The organism is Oleiagrimonas sp. MCCC 1A03011, assembly GCF_003267965.1.
GTDB classification, from domain to species: domain Bacteria; phylum Pseudomonadota; class Gammaproteobacteria; order Xanthomonadales; family Rhodanobacteraceae; genus Oleiagrimonas; species Oleiagrimonas citrea.
Map to the genome: position 1 here is coordinate 328,562 of NZ_MSPY01000003.1, position 18,216 is coordinate 346,777.

General features: G+C 64.4%; 19 protein-coding genes and 3 tRNA genes. 16 read left to right on the top strand and 6 right to left on the bottom strand.

Translation table 11 applies throughout. The annotated features are described in order from the left end of the window. Positions 1-136: 136 nt before the first annotated feature. The 7 genes from kdsB (at position 137) to BTJ49_RS08075 (ending at position 4,458) form a co-directional block, all read left to right on the top strand. Positions 137-916: a 3-deoxy-manno-octulosonate cytidylyltransferase gene (gene kdsB / locus BTJ49_RS08045; protein ID WP_113064859.1), complete on the top strand. Its 780-nt coding sequence runs from the start codon at positions 137-139 to the stop codon at positions 914-916. Continuing rightward, positions 913-1,383, top strand: coding sequence for a low molecular weight protein-tyrosine-phosphatase (locus BTJ49_RS08050; RefSeq protein WP_240601779.1), 471 nt, complete (start codon positions 913-915; stop codon positions 1,381-1,383). The genes kdsB and BTJ49_RS08050 overlap by 4 nt, the downstream gene beginning before the upstream one ends. Before the next feature lie 49 nt (positions 1,384-1,432). Further along, complete coding sequence (uvrC, locus tag BTJ49_RS08055; protein ID WP_113064860.1) at positions 1,433-3,259, top strand: excinuclease ABC subunit UvrC; 1,827 nt, start codon at positions 1,433-1,435, stop codon at positions 3,257-3,259. 65 nt (positions 3,260-3,324) lie between these two features. Beyond that, a complete protein-coding gene (gene pgsA, locus BTJ49_RS08060) occupies positions 3,325-3,921 on the top strand; it encodes a CDP-diacylglycerol--glycerol-3-phosphate 3-phosphatidyltransferase (protein ID WP_113065098.1) in 597 nt (198 codons plus the stop codon). 94 nt (positions 3,922-4,015) lie between these two features. After that, positions 4,016-4,091, top strand: a tRNA-Gly gene (locus BTJ49_RS08065). A gap of 78 nt (positions 4,092-4,169) precedes the next feature. Then, a tRNA-Cys gene (locus tag BTJ49_RS08070) sits at positions 4,170-4,243 on the top strand. 128 nt (positions 4,244-4,371) lie between these two features. After that, positions 4,372-4,458, top strand: a tRNA-Leu gene (locus tag BTJ49_RS08075). Positions 4,459-5,218: 760 nt separating this feature from the next. Here BTJ49_RS08075 and BTJ49_RS08080 read toward each other — a convergent pair. After that, positions 5,219-5,425 carry a hypothetical protein gene (locus BTJ49_RS08080; RefSeq protein WP_113064861.1) on the bottom strand — a complete coding sequence of 69 codons (207 nt, stop codon included), beginning with the start codon at positions 5,423-5,425 and terminating at the stop codon, positions 5,219-5,221. A 325-nt stretch (positions 5,426-5,750) separates the two neighbouring features. On the opposite strand from BTJ49_RS08080, the gene BTJ49_RS08085 reads away from it, so the two are divergent. The 3 genes from BTJ49_RS08085 (at position 5,751) to BTJ49_RS08095 (ending at position 8,482) form a co-directional block, all read left to right on the top strand. Beyond that, a complete protein-coding gene (locus BTJ49_RS08085) occupies positions 5,751-6,404 on the top strand; it encodes a response regulator (RefSeq protein WP_113065099.1) in 654 nt (217 codons plus the stop codon). 308 nt (positions 6,405-6,712) lie between these two features. After that, complete coding sequence (locus BTJ49_RS08090) at positions 6,713-7,789, top strand: diguanylate cyclase (RefSeq protein ID WP_113064862.1); 1,077 nt, start codon at positions 6,713-6,715, stop codon at positions 7,787-7,789. An 81-nt stretch (positions 7,790-7,870) separates the two neighbouring features. Beyond that, a complete protein-coding gene (locus tag BTJ49_RS08095) occupies positions 7,871-8,482 on the top strand; it encodes a rhomboid family intramembrane serine protease (RefSeq protein ID WP_113064863.1) in 612 nt (203 codons plus the stop codon). On the opposite strand, the gene dacB is transcribed toward BTJ49_RS08095, so the two are convergent. Continuing rightward, on the bottom strand, positions 8,479-10,221 hold the full coding sequence (gene dacB, locus BTJ49_RS08100; RefSeq protein WP_168184694.1) for a D-alanyl-D-alanine carboxypeptidase/D-alanyl-D-alanine-endopeptidase: 1,743 nt from the start codon (positions 10,219-10,221) through the stop codon (positions 8,479-8,481). The genes BTJ49_RS08095 and dacB overlap by 4 nt on opposite strands. 30 nt (positions 10,222-10,251) lie before the next feature. Beyond that, positions 10,252-11,115: an NAD-dependent protein deacetylase gene (locus tag BTJ49_RS08105; RefSeq protein WP_113064865.1), complete on the bottom strand. Its 864-nt coding sequence runs from the start codon at positions 11,113-11,115 to the stop codon at positions 10,252-10,254. An 86-nt stretch (positions 11,116-11,201) separates the two neighbouring features. Here BTJ49_RS08105 and BTJ49_RS08110 point away from each other — a divergent pair, with 86 nt between their 5' ends. Continuing rightward, complete coding sequence (locus BTJ49_RS08110) at positions 11,202-11,690, top strand: glutathione peroxidase (RefSeq protein ID WP_113064866.1); 489 nt, start codon at positions 11,202-11,204, stop codon at positions 11,688-11,690. A gap of 6 nt (positions 11,691-11,696) precedes the next feature. On the opposite strand, the gene BTJ49_RS08115 is transcribed toward BTJ49_RS08110, so the two are convergent. Then, a complete protein-coding gene (locus tag BTJ49_RS08115; protein ID WP_113065100.1) occupies positions 11,697-13,052 on the bottom strand; it encodes an MATE family efflux transporter in 1,356 nt (451 codons plus the stop codon). Between the two features lie 157 nt (positions 13,053-13,209). Here BTJ49_RS08115 and BTJ49_RS08120 point away from each other — a divergent pair, with 157 nt between their 5' ends. Beyond that, complete coding sequence (locus BTJ49_RS08120; RefSeq protein ID WP_113064867.1) at positions 13,210-13,695, top strand: peptidylprolyl isomerase; 486 nt, start codon at positions 13,210-13,212, stop codon at positions 13,693-13,695. Positions 13,696-13,794: 99 nt separating this feature from the next. On the opposite strand, the gene BTJ49_RS08125 is transcribed toward BTJ49_RS08120, so the two are convergent. After that, a complete protein-coding gene (locus BTJ49_RS08125) occupies positions 13,795-14,982 on the bottom strand; it encodes a phospholipase A (RefSeq protein WP_113064868.1) in 1,188 nt (395 codons plus the stop codon). A gap of 352 nt (positions 14,983-15,334) precedes the next feature. Here BTJ49_RS08125 and BTJ49_RS08130 point away from each other — a divergent pair, with 352 nt between their 5' ends. The 4 genes from BTJ49_RS08130 to BTJ49_RS08145 all read left to right on the top strand — a co-directional run bounded on the left by BTJ49_RS08130 (position 15,335) and on the right by BTJ49_RS08145 (position 17,737). Continuing rightward, entirely contained in the window at positions 15,335-15,544 is a 210-nt protein-coding gene (locus BTJ49_RS08130) for a cold-shock protein (protein ID WP_113064869.1), read from the top strand. Positions 15,545-15,635: 91 nt separating this feature from the next. Further along, positions 15,636-16,499 (top strand): alpha/beta fold hydrolase, encoded by an 864-nt coding sequence (locus BTJ49_RS08135; RefSeq protein WP_113065101.1) that lies wholly within the window; start codon positions 15,636-15,638, stop codon positions 16,497-16,499. 54 nt (positions 16,500-16,553) lie between these two features. Further along, the gene (locus tag BTJ49_RS08140; RefSeq protein WP_113064870.1) at positions 16,554-17,432 is read left to right on the top strand and encodes a pirin family protein; all 879 of its coding nucleotides are present in this window, start codon (positions 16,554-16,556) and stop codon (positions 17,430-17,432) included. A 2-nt stretch (positions 17,433-17,434) separates the two neighbouring features. Beyond that, positions 17,435-17,737: a DUF962 domain-containing protein gene (locus BTJ49_RS08145; RefSeq protein ID WP_113065102.1), complete on the top strand. Its 303-nt coding sequence runs from the start codon at positions 17,435-17,437 to the stop codon at positions 17,735-17,737. A gap of 15 nt (positions 17,738-17,752) precedes the next feature. Here BTJ49_RS08145 and BTJ49_RS08150 read toward each other — a convergent pair whose 3' ends face one another. Then, a complete protein-coding gene (locus tag BTJ49_RS08150; RefSeq protein ID WP_168184695.1) occupies positions 17,753-18,037 on the bottom strand; it encodes a cytochrome c in 285 nt (94 codons plus the stop codon). Positions 18,038-18,216 lie beyond the last annotated feature (179 nt).

Here is an 18,216-nt window from a genome sequence, read left to right on the forward strand (position 1 = left end):
GGTCGAACTTGGATGTGGGATGGGGAAGCCCCATCATATCTGTCCATCGATGCATGACGAGTGCGTCTGCGCACTGTCTGCGGAAATGACCGTGGCCGGACGCGCTAAGCTGGAATGAACCACTGCGGGGATCTGCATGCCTTCCGAATCCGTTCCGTTCATCGTTGCCATTCCCGCGCGCTACGCGTCCATGCGGTTGCCGGGCAAGCCGCTGCGCAGGCTCGGCGATCGTCCGCTCATTGCGCATGTGGCCGCTCGCGCGCTGGATGCCGGTGCACGCGAGGTGGTGGTCGCGACCGATGACGAGCGTATCGCGGCGGCGCTGGAGACCATGCCGGTCACGGTGTGCATGACCGACGCCGACTTGGCATCCGGCAGCGATCGCATCGCGGCTTGCGCCGAGCAACGGGGCTGGGATGACGACGACATTGTGGTGAACCTGCAGGGCGACGAACCCTTCGCCCCGGTCGGCGGTCTCCGTGCCGTGGTCGACGCGCTGGCCGGCAGCGATGCACCGATGGCCACGCTCGCGGTCGAGCTGGACGATGTCGAAGCGCTGCTCGATCCGAACTGCGTGAAGCTGGTGCGGGCGGCGGACGGTCGCGCGTTGTATTTCAGTCGCGCGCCGATTCCGTGGCCGCGCGATGCGTTCGCGTCGCATCGCGAGTGTCTTCCGGCGGGCATCCCGTTTCTCCGGCATATCGGTCTGTACGCGTATCGCGCAGGCTTCCTGCGCCGTTTAGCGCGGCTGTCACCGACGCCGCTGGAGCGCGCCGAGTCCCTGGAGCAACTGCGCGCGCTCGAACACGGTCACGCCATCCAGGTGGCGCTGACGCCGGAACCGTTCCCGCCGGGTATCGACACGGAGGACGACCTGCGTCGCGCCGAACGCCATCTCCGGGAGATCGCATCGTGAGTGAAGGGCAAGGCGTCCTCTTTGTCTGTCTGGGCAACATCTGTCGCTCGCCGCTGGCCGAGGCCGTGGCGCGCCTGGAGTTCGAACGCGCGGGGCTGAACCTGCCGGTCGATTCCTGCGGCACCGGCGGCTGGCACGCCGGTGAGGGTGCCGACCCACGCTCGGTTCGCGCTGGCGCCGAAGCCGGATACGATCTCTCGCCGCATCGCGCGCGGCGACTGGAGGACGCCGATTTCACGCGCTGGCGCTGGCTGCTGGCGATGGATGCAGCCAACCTCGACGAGATGCGTACGCGCTGTCCGTCGTCGCTGCACGGCCGCCTGGGCCTGTTCCTGGATGTGGCCGGCGTCCGTGCGGAGGGCGAAGTACCCGATCCCTACTACGGCGGACGCGAAGATTTTCGCGCTGTGCTGAACCTGGCCCGCGACGGCGTGCAAGGATTGATCGAACGCCTACGTGTCGCCTGATGCGCAGAAGTCCTCCCATTCGATCCGATACCTAGATTCGATATCTCCGATGTCCGCTCCATCTTCCAGCACCTTCGACGGCAAGGCGTTCGTTCGCACCCTGACCACATCGCCCGGCGTCTATCGCTATTACGGCGCCGACGATGAGCTGCTGTACGTAGGCAAGGCGGCGAATCTGAAGAAGCGCGTGGGCAGCTACTTCCTGAAGCCGCGCATGGAACCGCGCATCGCCTCGATGGTGTCGCAGATCGCGCGCGCCGAGACCACCGTGACGCGTACGGAAGCCGAGGCGCTGCTGCTGGAATCCCAGCTGATCAAGGAGCTCAAGCCGCGCTACAACATCCTGCTGCGTGACGACAAGAGCTACCCGTACATCTACCTGTCGAGCACCGACGAGTATCCGCGTCTGGGCTTTCACCGTGGCGCACGCAAGGCGCCGGGTCGATACTTCGGACCGTTCCCGAGCGCCTGGGCTGTGCGTGAAAGCCTCAACGCGATGCAGAAGCTGTTCAAGGTCCGTCAGTGCGAGGACAGCTATTTCAGCAACCGCTCGCGACCATGTCTCCAGTACCAGATCGGACGCTGCAGCGCGCCGTGCGTGGAGTACGTGACACGCGAGGACTACGCGCGCGATGTGCGCCACGCCGAGATGTTCCTGGAGGGTCGCAGTAGCAGCGTCATCGAGGAGTTGAGCACGGCGATGGAGGAGGCCAGCACCGCGTTGGACTTCGAGCGCGCCGCGGCTCTGCGCGACCAGGTGGCCGTGCTGCGTCGATTGCAGGCGCAGCATCACGTGCAGGGGGCCAGTGCCGACATGGACGTGATCGCCTGCCGCATCGAGGGTGGCGTGGCGTGCGTCAGCGTGCTGTTCTTCCGCAACGGTCTGTCGCTGGGGTCGCGCGACTTCTTTCCGCGTCTGCCGCTGGACGCCAGCGAGGCCGACGTGCTGGAGCAGTTCATCGCGCAGTACTACGTCGACCGGCCGGTCCCGTCCGAGCTGGTGTTGAGCGCGACGCTCGAATCGCGCGAGGCGCTGGCCGAGGCGCTGGGGCAGCGCAGCGAGCATGCTGTCGCGATCAAGCAGGCCGTGCGCGGCGAGCGGGCGCGTTTCCGCGACCTGGCGCTACGCAACGCCACGGCGGCGCTGACCTCGCGCCTGGCGAGCCGGCAGACCCTGAGTTCGCGTTTCGAGGACTTGGCCAAGCTGCTGGAGCTGGACGCGCCCCCGCGCCGCATCGAGTGCTTCGACATCAGTCATACCCGCGGTGAGGCGACTGTGGCGTCCTGCGTGGTGTTCGGACCCGAGGGGCCGGAGAAGTCGCACTATCGGCGTTTCAACATCGCCGGCATCACGCCCGGCGACGACTACGCCGCCATGCACCAGGCGTTGACGCGCCGCTTCCGCCGGCTGGCCGAAGGCGAGGGCGCGCGGCCGGATATTCTGCTGATCGATGGCGGTAGCGGTCAGGTTGCGCAGGCGCTGGATGTGCTGGCCGAGCTGGGGCTGGGCGACATCCGCGTGGTCGGCGTGTCCAAGGGACCGGCACGGCGCGTGGGCGACGAGAACCTGATTCTGGCCGATAGTGGCCGCACGCTGCATCCCGGCTCCGCATCACCCGCGCTGCACCTGATCGACGCCGTGCGCGACGAGTCGCACCGCTTCGCCATCAGCGGGCACCGCAAACGCCGTCAGAAGGCGCGTCAGCGCAGTGTGCTGGAAGATGTGCCCGGCGTCGGGCCGCGCCGTCGCGCGGCCTTGCTGCGGGCCTTTGGGGGGCTGGGTGGTGTCGAGGCCGCCGGGGTCGAGGAATTGATGCAGGTCGGCGGCATCCACCGCGACCTGGCCGAGCGCATCTACGCCGCCTTGCATGGCTGACCGTTCATGCAGGGGCCGATGATGCTTGCGTATGCTGTCTTGAAACAACGGGAATGATTCATCCGATGCGTATCAACCTACCTACCTGGCTGACCCTGTTCCGCGTGATGCTGCTGCCGATCATGGTGCTGGTCTACTACTCGCACGATCTGCTTCCGTGGATTCCGTGGCGCATCGCCAATGTGACGGCGGCCGCGATCTTTCTCGCCGCGGCCATCACCGACTGGTTCGACGGTTATCTGGCGCGACGCTGGAACCAGACATCGGCGTTCGGCGCCTTTCTCGATCCGGTGGCGGACAAGCTGATGGTGACGGTGACCCTGTTCCTGCTGGTGCAGAGTCATCCGACCGCGTTGCTGGCGGTGACAGCCGCGATCATCGTCGGGCGCGAGATCGGCATCTCCGCGTTGCGCGAGTGGATGGCCGAAATCGGCATGCGCTCGCACGTGCGCGTGGCGATGCTCGGAAAGATCAAGACGGTGATGCAGATTGTCGCCATCGTGGTGCTGCTGCTGGAGCACGACAAGGACGCCGAGACGCTGCGCAACTGGTACGTCGGCGAGACGTTGCTGGTGCTGGCGGCGGTGCTCACGATCTGGTCCGGACTGGTCTATCTGCGCGCTGCATGGCCGGCGTTGCGCGGTGATTCGTCGGCGAAGTGAATGCGTGCGACGCCGCGAAAACGACGTTGTGAAAGAAAATGATCACACAAGGGTTGACACGCTTCCGCGAAACCGTAAGATACGCGGCTCCCGGGCGGGAATAGCTCAGTTGGTAGAGCACGACCTTGCCAAGGTCGGGGTCGCGAGTTCGAGTCTCGTTTCCCGCTCCAGTTCTTCTGCAAAACCTCGGTTCGCCGAGGTTTTGTTTTTTCCGACGTACGCAGCTAAGCTGCGCGCGGAGCGTCACCGGCCAGGTGGCAGAGTGGTTATGCAGCGGCCTGCAAAGCCGTGTACGCCGGTTCGATTCCGACCCTGGCCTCCAAGCTCTCGACGCGCTACTGGCGCGTCATCGAAGACCCCGCCGCGAGCGGGGTTTTTCGTATCCGGGGAAGCCGCGCCACAAGCTACGCGTCGATTGCAGTATGCTCGGCGCTTCGCGTCTCCCTCCGGGCCCGGCTGGCGAAACTGGTATACGCAAGAGACTTAAAATCTCTCGGCCGCAAGGCCATGCGGGTTCGACTCCCGCGCCGGGCACCATTTACTGTGCGGAAGATGTTCCGGGGCGCAGTGGTCAGTCGTTGGACGATCAGGGGTGGCTCGACGATGAGTCGAAGATCGACGCGATCTCTCAAGTCCGATGGGTCTTTGCAGCACTTGCCACACTGACAGGAACGAATCGCTTTGCAGGTCGGAATGTGGCGTGTTCGCTGGATGGCAACACGGTTCAACGTTGATGGCCAGGCGATTGCAATCGCGTACATTCACCGTCCGCTTCCAGACATTCAGTGCGTCCCGTGTTCAGCGGCTCTTGGACGCATGCGTGTTTCGGACTCGCTGTCGCATCCAGGGAGTCCAATGAGGTCATGCGTTGATTTGCATCAGGCGGGCGGGAGTACGAAAGTTCTTCCCGTCTACCGCCAGGCTATCCATCCAATCGGATGTACTGGTGTGCGACTTCCAGTCTGAGGCGTCGGTTGTTTGGGGAGCACGATATGCAATGGGCTAACGCATGCATGACTGTATCGATGGCGATGTTCCTCGCATCGGCTCACGCGGCACCGCCAACGAGCGATGCGCAGATTCGTCGTGCAATCGTTCGTGCGTCCATTGCGCGTTATCCGGGTCGTTTTGTCCCTGTCCGTACAGCAGGGATCGGGCAGGGTGGCGCTGTGGGCGCCGTAGCGCGTATCTGCGTCCCGGCGGCTATGCGCCGCGCTGCTACCCGCAGGATGTTCCTGCGCGCGAAGTGCGTGCCTATCGCAGGAAGGCTGCGGACAAGAAGTAAGTGGGGGTGGATTCACTGTGCCGATGCGGTGGATTCGTCGCGCTGCTCGTGCATGCGGACGATGACCTTGTCACCGCTGCCGCTGCGTTCCCCGCGAGCGAGGGCCAGTGCCAGACGCACGGCGGAGATGCGATCGGCGCATTGCGCCGTGGCGACGGTATCGCGGCGGATGAGCCAGCCCCCGTCGCTGGGTTCAATCAGATAAATATGCGGTGCCATGTTGCGCGTACCCCCCAGGGAGCGCCCCGTTATCCGCGCATTATCCCTTGCGAGCGGTACCACGCCTGTCAGGCAATGCCGATACATGTTGTAAGGGCGTGCATGCGTCCAGTTCGGCTGCAGGCGTCATTTTTGCGCATATTCTGACAAATCAGTTGCTTGCGCAAGCCGTTCGAACCTGTTTCTGGCCTGAAGTTCGCGGCCGTTGTCGATGTACCGTATTCTTGTAGGCGTCGTCTTACAGCGTATGCTTGCATTGCACGGTGGCGGTCTCTACCGTTTCGCGGGATGCAGATTCCGCATCGTGCAGGGGAGGGTTCCGATCGTGATCAAGGTAGTGCTGGTCGACGACCATGAGCTGGTGCGCACAGGGTTTCGAATGATCCTGCAGCAGCAGTCCGACATGGTCATTGTCGGAGAGGCGAGCACGGCGGAAGACGGGTTGCGTCTGGTGCGCGCCGAGAAGCCGGATGTCGCCCTGGTCGACGTGCACATGCCGGGCATGAGCGGTGTCGAAATGACCGAGCGCGTGGTCCGCGCCAAGTTGCCGACGCGCATCGTGGTGTTGACAGTAGTCGAGGATGTGCGTTTTCCCCGGCGACTTCTCGAAGTGGGCGCGTTGGGATATCTGACCAAGGGCTGCAGTTCCGACGAACTGGTCGCGGCCGTTCGACAGGTTGCTCAGGGCAAGCGCTATCTGGCGCCGAACATCGCACAGCAGCTCGCGCTGGCCACGCTAGACGGCGAAGGTTCGCCGTTCGATGCATTGTCCAGTCGGGAGCTGGAAGTGGCGATGATGCTGGTTCGCGGTCTGCCGCTGACGGTCATTGCCGAACATCTCAGTCTCAGTCCCAAGACCGTCTCGACCTACAAGCAGCGCCTGCTGGACAAGTTGAAGGTCGATCACGTGATCAGTCTTGCGCATCTGATGACGGCGCACGGCATCACCGATGCGCGCGCACAGGCCGGCGTCGAGTAGGGCGTCTCGTATTTTTCCGCTTTGCCTCATTATCGAGTTTCTCTGGCAGGTCGGAATGCGACCTTGTGCGGCAGTTCGCAGAATTTTTTTGTTCAACTTGATCCGGTTTGGCGTGGCCGGTTCGTGAAAACCAATCAAGAATATAATTTAAGATGCTGAATTTATTTGTTTTTATATAAGGGTCTCGTCGCGAGATTCTTTATCTAGGTCGATGGCACGGTTGTTGCTCCCTCCCGAGGACCGGGCGTTACTCCTTTCCGAACGAAAGGAATGCGTCGGAGTCACATCGCGAGAGCAGGGGGCTACCTTTGTCCTTCGAGATCATCAACAAACGTCAGAATGAACTGCGCTACGTCGAGCAGACGTACCACATGCGCATGCTGGGACTCGCTCTGGGCCTGTTCCCGGTCGGCGCGGTGCTGTTTGCGCACCATGCTCCGGTCTGGCAGTGGGTGCTGCTGGCGGTCTATGCATTGCTCTGGCCGCAGGCGGCCTATCTGATAGCGCGCAGTTCGATCACGCCTGGAAAAACCGAATTCCGCAGCACCCTGGTCGATGCCACGATGGCCGGGCTATGGCTGGCGCTGATTCATTTCAATGCACTGCCCAGTCTGAGCATGATCATGATCATGGGCATGGCGCTGGTGTCATCGGGTGGCTGGCGACTGATGGTGCCGGGCGTGTTTCTTATGGTGCTCGGCATTCTTCTCGGCATTCTGCTGGACGGGTTTCAATGGTTGCCGCACTCCAGCGGCGGGATTGTGCTGCTGACCATTCCCTTGCTCGTGATGTATCCGGTGGCGGTGAGTGCGGCCACCTATCGTCTTGCGCGTCATGTCGGCAGGCAGAATCAGTTGCTGAGTCAGCTGAGCCGCACCGACAGCCTGACGACATTGCCCAATCGCCATCACTGGCAGCAGGCTCTGACACTGGAGTTCCAGCGTTTCCTGCGCACGCATCGCCCGGCGACGCTGGTCATGCTGGATCTGGACGGCTTCAAGCAACTCAACGATACCTACGGTCACACGGTCGGTGACGATGTGTTGCGCCGCGTGGCCGATCTTCTGCACGAAAACAGCCGCAACATCGACACGCCCGGTCGTTTCGGCGGCGACGAATTCGGTCTGGTCATGCCGGAAACCGATCGTGATGGCGCGCGCATGCTGATGGAGCGCATCCGACGCGAGATCGAGCGCGAGGAGTTTGATGTCGATACGTCGCTGCGGGTCACGGTCAGCATCGGCTTGGCCGAGATCACGCGCGTCATGAGTGACCCGATGGACTGGATCAAGGCGGCTGACGACGCGCTGTATCTGGCCAAGGAGCAGGGCCGGAACCGGGTCTGCACTGCGCCGTATGCCGCGCCGACGGGGGCGTTGGGCTAGTGCGATATGCGGCTCGGCATGCGCGACCCGGTCGCGGTGCCGTATAGTCGGCGACTTTCCGCATAAGGCGAATGTCTGCCCATGATCGTCACCGTGCTTCTCATCGTCGCCACTTGCGTGGTTTCGTTCTACGCCTTCAAGCGTCAGGGGTTGGCGATGGAGTTGGCCATGTGGCCGCCCGGTGTGCGCGGCAAGCGGCAGTACTGGCGCTTCCTGACCTACGGCTTCGTGCATGCGGACATGCAGCATCTGCTGTTCAACATGATCACGCTGTTCTTCTTCGGGCGCGCCGTGGAAATACTGCTGGGCAGCTACATCGGTCCGTTCGGCTTCGCCTTGTTCTACTTGAGCGCGCTGGTGCTGGCGATCCTTCCCAGCTACCAGCAGCACCGCAACGACCCGCGCTACATCAGCATCGGCGCTTCGGGCGCGGTGTCGGCGGTCCTGTTCTCGTTCATCCTGTTCCAGCCGTGGTCGATGATCCTCGTGTTCTTCTTCCCGATTCCGGCCATCGTCTATGCCGTGCTCTACGTGGGCTTCACGATCTACATGGATCGCCGCGGCGGTGACAACGTGAACCACAGCGCCCATCTTTGGGGCGCGGCATACGGCGTGCTGGTCACGCTGGCGGTGGCGCCGAATGTGCTCGACACATTCCTGGCACAGTTGTTCCATCCGCACTTCGGCATCTAGGGCGATTTGCTGTCTTTCCCTGTGGGAATGGTGCTGCTGGATGCACTCGGTGGGGGAAGCGGCACGTTTCCGTACTCGGTGATCAGCCGGGCGATCGCATCGATGTCGCGCGTGGCGCGCCCAGCAGTCGGACGGCCGTCGGTGTTACGTGGGCGCGCGTAATCGTTGAGCATGATCGAGAACGCCAGCGGTTGCCCATTGGCGGAACGCACATAGCCGGAGAGTGTGTAGGCGTATCGCAGCGTGCCGGTCTTGGCGTGCAGGTTGCCCGCGGCGGGCGTCCCGCGCATGCGGTAGCGCAGCGTCCCGTCGACGCCGGCGACCGGCAGCGCCTGCTTCAGGTCGTTCGCGAAACGCTGACGGTCGAGCCAGCGCAGCAGGCGCGTGGTCGCCTCGGGCGTGACGCGGTCCTTGCGCGAGAGGCCGCTGCCTTCCTCGAAGAACGCGCTGCCGGCGGCGATGCCGGCGTCACGCAGCATGGCACGCATGGCACAGATGCCCCAGTAGGCGGTCAGCGTCGGCGGATGGCGCTGACCCAGGCAGGTGCCGATCTCGGACTGGTGCTTGCCCGAGGCCATCAGCAGAAGCTGCGCGTAGAGGTTGTCCGAGTGCTTGAGCATGTGCCGGATCAGCGTGCCCAGCGGTGCCGAACGCACATCGGTGATGCGAACCAGGCCCTTGCCGTGCTCATCCTCACCGGGGTGCGGCCAGTGCTGGGTACGGATGCGTCCGGTGAAACGGATGCCGTGCCGGGCCAGCGCATCGGCCAGCAATCCGCCGGCCAGTCGCGCCGGATCGGGGGTGGCGAGATTGAAGACGCGAGGCTTGCTGCTGGGTGGACGCGCGCCGAATACGTAAAGTCGATTGGAACCGGGAGCACGGTACAGGCCGAGTGGATCGTATTCACCGGGCGCACTGCGGTGCAGCGTGTTGAGAATGCGTACGTCGGCGGCCAGGGGGTCGACGCTGGCGGTGCAGCAGGCACCGTTGCCGCCCACGCGCAGCGTGAAGGTATTGCCCTGAACGCTCAGCGCCGACACCGGCGCGGCGAAGCCGCTGAGCAGGTCGCTGGCTTCCCAGCCGGCGCCGAACGGCGGTCCCGCGTAATAGGTGTCGTCGGCAATCAGGTCGCCGGTGATGCGTTTCACGCCGCGTGCGGCGAGTACGGTGGCCAGCTTGTCGGCCCAGTCGGTCGGGGTCTGCGTGTCGGAACCCATGCCCAGACTGGGATCGCCGCGACCGTACAGGATGAGGTTGCCGCGAAGCGTACCGTTGGCCGAGGGCGCCCGTGAGGCATACAGAGATGTGTGGAACCGGTAGCGCGGCCCCAGCGTGTGCAGGGCCAGCGCAGCGGTATAGAGCTTGGCGTTCGAGGCCGGGATGAAGAGCTTGTCGGCGTTGCGGCGATAGAGCGTGCGACCGTCGGAAAGGTCGATGACGTCGATGCCCCAGGTCGCGTGGGCGAATCGCGGCTGAGCGATGTAGGCCCCGATGGCATCGGCCATGCGCTCGCGAGCGCTGGGCATGGAGGTCGGCGCAGGCATGGCCGGCGCAGCGGCGCTTCGCGGCGACGCGGGGACACTTGCCGCGCGGGCTGGTGCGGCGGTAGTCGCCGGCGTGCTGGGTGCGGGCGGTGCAGGGCGCGGCGGTTGCCCGCTGCAGGCGGCGAGCAGCAGCGGTGTGCAGACCAGGAGTCGGCCGAGTCGTTGGATCGTGATGGGGGCGAGCGTGCGAATCATGGCGTCCGTGCGGTCTTCCATGCCGTGGGGTCAAATGGGGGCCGCTTCGGTGTCGGGCTCGGCCAGAAAGGCGAGCGCCTCGTCGCAGCGACAGTCGAGTTTCAGTTCCAGCAGCGGATCGGCCCGGTTGCGGCCCAGGTTGACGGCGGCGATCGGCAGGCCGCGTCGCGCCGCGGCCGCAGCGAACCGGTATCCGGAATACACCATCAGGGATGAACCAATCACGAGCAGCGCATCGGCGCGTTCGAAATGCTGCATGGCCTGCTGCAGGCGGTGGCGCGGAACGTTTTCGCCGAAGAACACCACGTCGGGTTTCATCATGCCGCCGCATTGCATGCACGCGGGGATCGAAAACGTGTGGAAGTCGTCGCGTTCCAGATAGGCGTCGCCATCCGGCGCATGGGTGGCTTCGAGATCAGACCAGGCCGGATTCTCGCGCTCCAGGCGCTGCTGGTAATCCGTGCGCGCGACTACCGCATCGCATTGCAGGCAGCGCACGCGGTCGAGCCGGCCGTGTAGATCGATCACTGCGCGGCTTCCGGCCGCCTGATGCAGGCCGTCGACATTCTGCGTCACCAGCATCTGCACGCGTCCGGTGCGCTCCAGCATGGTCAGTGCATGGTGTGTGGCGTTGGCGCGGGCGGCGCTGAAATGCCGCCAGCCGATCATGCTGCGCGCCCAGTAGCGTGCGCGACCGACCGGATCGCCGGTGAAGACCTGGTAGGTCATCGGCGGCGGACGTTTCCAGTCCCCTTCCAGATCGCGGTAGTCGGGAATGCCCGAGTCGGTACTGCACCCGGCGCCGGTCAGGACGAACAGGCGGCGGTGGCGCTCGACGAAGCGGCGCAGGGATTCGCTGGCGGCGGACGAAGGGGAGGCGGCGACCGCATTCATGGTGCAAGCCTAACGCGTTGCCGTGTCATCGCCTACAGCTTCCTGAGGGCGATTGTGTCAGGATGCGCCAAACTCGAGGAGCCGCCATGAACGACACCGTCTACGCTTTCGACGCGCGCGACATCCACGGTGCGGAGCGCCGTCTGGAAGAATGGCGCGGGCAGGTCCTGTTGATCGTCAACGTGGCGTCCAAATGCGGATTCACGCCGCAGTACAAGGGGCTCGAAGCCCTGCAGGCGCGCTACGCGGACTGCGGATTCAGCGTGCTCGGCTTTCCCTGCGACCAATTCGGGCATCAGGAACCCGGCGATGCGCAGGAGATCCTGGACTTCTGCAGTACGACCTACGATGTCAGCTTTCCCTTGTTCGAAAAGATCGAGGTCAACGGCGCCAACGCCCATCCGCTCTATGCCTGGCTCCGTGCGGAAGCGCCGGGCGTGCTGGGCAGCGCCGCGATCAAGTGGAATTTCACCAAGTTCCTGATTGACCGCGAAGGCCGGCCGCTGCGTCGCTACGCGCCGGCGACGACGCCCGAGCGTATCGAGGCGGACCTGCGCGTGCAGTTGGAGGCCTAGCCGCGCTCAGGCCCGAACCGGTCGCGTCAGCCAGCCGTCCGCAGTGCGGGCGATGCGTCGCGCGACCCAGGCCATGACGCCGCCGCGCACCAACATGAAGGCGAGAAATGCGATCCACAGTCCGTGGTTGCCCAGCGGATGCAAGAGCGTGGCGGCGGCCAGGAACACCAGCGCCGCGACCAGCATCGCATTGCGCATTTCCGTCGCGCGCGTCGCGCCAACGAACAGGCCGTCGAGCAGGTAGCCGGGAAACGCGATCAGCGGCAGCACGGCCAGATAGGGCAGGTAGGCATAGGCGATCGTTCGCACGGCCGCGATGTCGGTTTGCAGGTCGACGAACAGGTGGCCGCCGAGGGCGAAGACGGCCACGAATAGCAGGCTGCCGATCAGGGACCATCCGCCCGCCACCACCAGCGCCCTGCGCAGCGTGTCGCGCTGCCGTGCACCGATGGCGTGTCCGGTCACCGATTCGACCGCGTTGGCCAGGCCATCCAGGGCAAAGGCCGTCAGCATCAGCCCGTTCAGCAGCAACGCGTTGGCCGCAACCACCGAGCCGCCCAAGCGTGCGCCCAGTGTGGTCATGGCGAAGAACACGCCTTCCAGGGCGATGCTGCGCAGCAAAATATCGCGATTCACGCCGAGCAACGGCCGCCAGCAGGTCCAGCGCCGCAGTTCGTCCAGATGCAGATGGCCCGGGAAGCGGCGAAGCTGGCCGGCGATGCGGGTCAGGCCGAGCAGGCAGCCGCTCCATTCGCCGATGACCGAAGCCAACGCGATGCCGCGCACGCCCCAGCCGAAGCCGAGCACGAACAGCAGGTTCAAGCCGATGTTCACCAGATTGGTCACGATCAGTATCTGTACCGTCACCCGCGCGTTCTGCGCGCCCAGGAACCAGCCCGCCAGCGCGTAGCTGGCCAGTGCAGCCGGCAGTCCGGCCAGTCGCACGTGCAGGTAGGCGGCGCCAAGGCCGCGCAGATCCGCCGACGGGTCCATCAGCCGCAGTACGGGCGACAGCAGGGGAGCGGCGGCGAGCAGCAGCAGGCTCGACAGCGCCAGACTCAGCAGCAGGGTCTGCAGGAGGATCCGTCGTAGATCGTCGCCGTCCTCGCGCCCACTGGCCTGCGCGCTGAATCCGACCGTACCCATGCGAAGGAAGCCGCACAGGAACACCGGCAACTGGTAAATCGCGCCCCCCACAGCCACGGCCGCCAGCTGACTGGCGTGCGAGAGATGTCCGGCCACGGTGCTGTCGGTCAGCGTCACCAGCGGAACGGTGACGTTGGAGACGATCATGGGAGCGGCGAGCGCCCAGACACGTCGGTGCGTGGGGCGGTGCGCCCAGTCGGCGCGAAGGTTCGTCATGGCGGGCAGGTTCGTCGGCGAAGCGGTCATTGTTCCATCCGCAGGCGCATTCTGCCCAGCACGGTTTGCAGTACCGGCCCCGGTTCCCTTACGCTGGGCGGTTCTGGCCGGCGTCTGATGCGTCGGTACCATCCATTCGCATCAACGAGGTTCATCCATGCAGATTGCCGACCGTACCGTCGCATCGTTCCACTACACCCTGACCGGCGAAGACGGCCAGGTCATCGACAGCTCCCGCGAGCGCGGCGAGCCGCTGGCGTACCTGCACGGTGCCGGCAACATCGTGCCGGGCCTGGAGAAGGCCATGGCCGGCCGCAGTCAGGGCGATGCCTTCAAGGTGACCGTCGAGCCGCAGGAAGGCTACGGCGAGCGTCACGAGGAAATGATCCAGGTCGTGCCCAAGAGCGCGTTCCAGGGTGCGCCGGATCCGAAGCCGGGCATGCAGTTCCAGGGCCAGGGTCCGCAGGGTCCGGTGATGGTCGTGGTGACCGCGGTCGAAGGCGACCAGGTGACCATCGATGGCAACCATCCGCTGGCCGGCAAGACGCTGAACTTCGACATCGAAGTGACCGAAGTGCGCGAGGCCAACGAGGAAGAGCTCACCCACGGTCATGTGCACGGCGCGGGCGGCGAGCACGAGTAATCGCGCACGCGCGATGCATCGTCACAAAGAAAAGGGCGGCCGTTTCGATGGCCGCCCTTTTTCGTGTCCGGCCGGGGACTGCGCCGGGGAAGGGGCCGGTCAGTACCAACCGAGCAGAGACACACCCATGCCCACGTAGGTCGCGCGGTGGTTGTAGTCGATCAAGCTCTCGCCGTAGCCGTTGAAGACCTGCACATAGCCGCGCAGATTGTCGTGGATGGGAAATGCCCAGGTGAATCGCAGCGCGCCATGCGAGCGTTTTCCCGTGCGCAGTGAGTGACGCGCCATCAGGGTCAGTTCGTTGGCGCCCCATTCACGCACGATCTGCACGTCGGCGCGGCCCATGTAGTCGCTGATGTCCGGGTTGTCGTCCTTGTTGCGCTGTTCGTGGATGCGCCACCAGGGACGGATCATGATGGTCCAAGGGCCGCGTTCGAAGCCGATATCGGCGATGATGCGGTTCCAGCTGCGCGAAAGCGGATTGCTGCGCCCGTTGGACTGATGGTTGATGCCGATGCCCAGCAGACGCCCGTTCCAGCCCAGCACCTTGTAGTGCGTGTCGAACACCAGCATGGCCTCGGGCTCGTAGTTGGTCTCGCGGAACGGTCGCGAGATGAGGCTGTTGTAGACCTGCCAGTGCGAGGCCTGCGTATACGCCAGCCAGAGATCGCCGCGCTGGCCGAACACGCCCTGCCAGACCTTGGTCTTCAGGCTGACCTGGAACTTCGCTTCAGTGTGATCCAGCGCCATCGGCGTATTCACGCTGTGATCGGGCGAGGGTGAATGCGGTGTGGTGTTGACGCTGGTCATGTAGAACGCGGGCAGGACGTAGACCGGCTTGTAGCCGCGGATGCCGAAGGTGCCGAGTTTGCTGTCCCGGTTCAGTTCCCAGCGGCTGTCGAGCAGCGACACGCGCGGCTTGTCCTGATCCTTCTCGGTTCGCGACGTGAACGCGGAATGCTCCGTACCGAAAAGACGCTGCAGGATCGAAGGTTTGGTGGCAGGTGTTTCAGCATGCGTTGTCGAATCTTCCGGCGAGACCGGATGATCCGTCGCAGCGGCTGTGGTGTCCTCGTCGCTGTCCTCGCTCTGTACTTCTTGTGCGGCGGCTCCGTGAACTTGCTGGCGGTGTACCGCGCGGTCGTAGCAGGCAAGACGCAAGGAGTCGCTGGCGATCCCGATGCAGGCTTTCGGGTCTTCCGGATGTGTCGTCTGTGCGTGCAGGATTGCCGGGGACAGTGCGCAGAGCGCGAACGGAAGCAGCAAGGAGAGGCGGGTCCGTGACATGGGGCAGGAATCGGCAGGATTGTGGGAGGTCCGGGCACACTCGGTCCGCATGAACCAGGGGCAATCACGCGGCTCGATTTGGCATTTGGTTCGCGGTATTCGCCGGCAGTATCGCATGAGTCCGAACCGGGACATGCACATGCATATTTGTGCCGTATCTATGCGGTTTGGTGTATTGCGCGGGGTCCATAGATATCGGGTATGCTACGTATCGCTGTGTCTGCGTGGTCTCGTGTGGCCCGGTTCGGTTCCGGCTTCTGCCTTCCGCATCGCTCCATTTCACCTCACCTGCATACCCAGTCCATTGCCGGCGAATGGGCCGGCGCGTTTACAGGTAATTTTGGAGTTAGTCATGTCGGATCGTGAGATCGGCACCGTTAAGTGGTTTAACGACGCCAAGGGCTTCGGTTTCATCAGCCGTGAAGAAGGCCCGGACGTTTTTGTCCATTTCCGTGCCATCACCGGTACGGGCTTCCGTAGCTTGCAGGAAGGCCAGAAGGTTTCCTTCAAGGTCGTCGAGGGCCAGAAGGGTCTGCAGGCCGAGGAAGTGACCGCAGCCTGAGTCTTTCGGCGGATACCGCCGGACCTCGATCGCTGTGATGAAGGGCCGGCATGCGTCGGCCCTTCGCTTTTTCATCGGACGGATTCCGGGCATGGATGGAAACGACTACTCGATGCGTTCGCTACAGGTGCTCTCGGCGGCGGGGATCGGCAGCGATTTGTTGCTGCGCACTCCGGCTCGCAGCGACGGGGTGTGGTTGTACTGGTTGCCGGCGATGGGCGTGCCCGCGCGCAACTATGCGCCGCTGGCAGAGGCGCTGGCAGCGAGAGGAGTCGGGCTGGCCCTGCACGAGTGGCGAGGACTCGGCTCCAGCAGTGTGCGTGCGGGGCGGAACGAAAACTGGGGATACCGCGAACTTCTGACGCAGGACGTTCCGGCCGGACTGGCGATTGCGCGCAAGGCTTGTCCGGAGGCGCGATGGTTGATCGGCGGGCACAGCTTGGGCGGGCAGTTGGCCAGTCTGTTCGCGGGTCTGCAGCCTGAAACCGTGGACGGACTGGTGCTGGTCGCGAGCGGTGCGCCGTACTGGCGTTGTTTCCCGCGATGGAGCGTTCCGTTGCGGTTGGCCTACGGTCTGGCGCCCGGCATCGCGCGCTTGCGCGGGCATTTCCCGGGTCGCCGAATCGGCTTCGGCGGAAACGAGGCGCGCGGTGTCATTGCCGACTGGGCGCACAGTGGACGCCGCGGACGCTATGCCGCGCGAGGGCTGTCCTGGGATCTGGATGACGCGCTGCAGGCGCAGAAGGCGCCGGTCCTCGCGTTGCGGCTGGTCGACGATGCCTTCGGCCCGCGTGCATCCTTGCAGTATCTGCTCGACAGGATGCCGCGCGCAATCAGTGAGACGCATGCGCTGGACGCCGAGGATCTGGGCAATCGCCCGGATCACTTTTCCTGGATGAAAACGCCCGAAGCCGTCGCACGGCATATCGCGGACTGGAGCGACCGGTTGCGCTGACTGGCCGTCCGTCACCGCGCTACCATGGTGACGAATTCTTGGCTGGACGAGCACATGTCGAACGACGTTTTCACCCGCATCGAGCCGAAGACGCACGACCTCGGCGACGGTTTCATGGTGCGGCGCGTGTTGCCGCATGCGCAGGCGCGTTCGGTCGGGCCGTTCGTGTTCTTCGATCACATGGGGCCTGTCGATCTGCCTCCGGGCAAGGGCATGGATGTGCGACCGCACCCGCACATCGGGCTGGCGACCGTTACCTGGCTGTTCGACGGCTGCATTCGGCATCGCGACAGCCTGGGCAGCGATCAGGAAATCCATCCGGGTGAAGTCAACTGGATGACGGCCGGTCGCGGCATCGTGCATTCGGAGCGCACGCCGGACTGGAAGCGCGACGAGGGCGGTCGAATGCACGGCATCCAGACCTGGGTCGCCTTGCCCAAGGCGGATGAAACGGTCGCCCCGGATTTCCATCATTACGCTTCGGACCAGTTTCCTGCGCTGGAATTGCCCGGGGTGCGCCTGCGCCTGATGGCCGGTAGTGGCTGGGGCGCGCAGTCGCCGGTGAAGGTGTTCGCGCCGACCTTCTTCGCCGAGGCGCATCTGCAGACCGGTGCCGAACTCGAGCTGCCGCCCGAGCACGAGGAGCATGGGGTCTATGTCGTCGAGGGCGAGCTGCGTTTCGGCGAACAGCGTCTCGATGCATTCGACATGGGCGTGCACCGCGGTCCGGACGCCCCGAAGCTGCAGGCGGTGACGCCTAGCACGGTGATTCTGGTCGGCGGCGCGCCGCTGGATGGGCCGCGGTTCGTGTGGTGGAACTTCGTCGCCAGCGAGCGCTCGCGGATCGATCAGGCCGGTCGCGACTGGAAGGATGGCCGTTTCGACACCGTGCCCGGCGACGACGAGGAATTCATTCCGCTGCCGGAGAAATGAACATGAGCGAGTTCACCAGCTTCCGGGCGTTCTATCCGTACTACCTCTCCGAACACCGCAATCGCACCTGCCGCCGTCTGCATTTCATCGGCAGTCTGTGTGTACTGGGATTTCTTGCGTTGGCGTTGATCAGCGGGAACGCGTGGTGGCTGCTCGGCATGCCGCTGGCCGGATACGGTTTCGCATGGGTCGGCCATTTCGTCTTCGAGCACAATCGTCCGGCCACGTTCCGCCATCCCTGGTACAGCCTGGCCGGAGACTGGGTGATGTTCTGGCAGCTGCTGACCGGGCGCATTCGGCTCTAGCGCCCGGCGTGTCGTTCAGCGGTAGGCTTCGTGGCAGCTCTTGCAGGTGCCGCCGATGTTGGACACGGCTTTCTGCAGGGTGGGGCAGTCGGCCGGCGCGGCCTGCAGAGCCTGTTCGATCGCGTCGTCGAGTTTCTTCGCATGCGCCTGGAAATCCGGCTTGGCGCCGACATCGTTGGCGAAAGCCGGCACAATATCGGCCTGTATCGATGCGAGGCGCCGCAAGTGCAACTGCGTGGCGTCGGCCGGGCACTTGCCCTGGCGAACCGCTTGCCCCAGCGCACCGAGATGATGCTTCATCACGTTCATCACGCCGCGCGGATAGGCGTCGCGCATGTGCATCACGTTACTGACCCTGAAGGCACCCACTGCGCCGACAACCAGACCCAGAATCAAGAGCAGAACAGATCGCATGAAAATTTCCCGGTTCAAGAACGGACGTATCGCATGAGCGCCTCATTCGAGCATGACCCGACGTC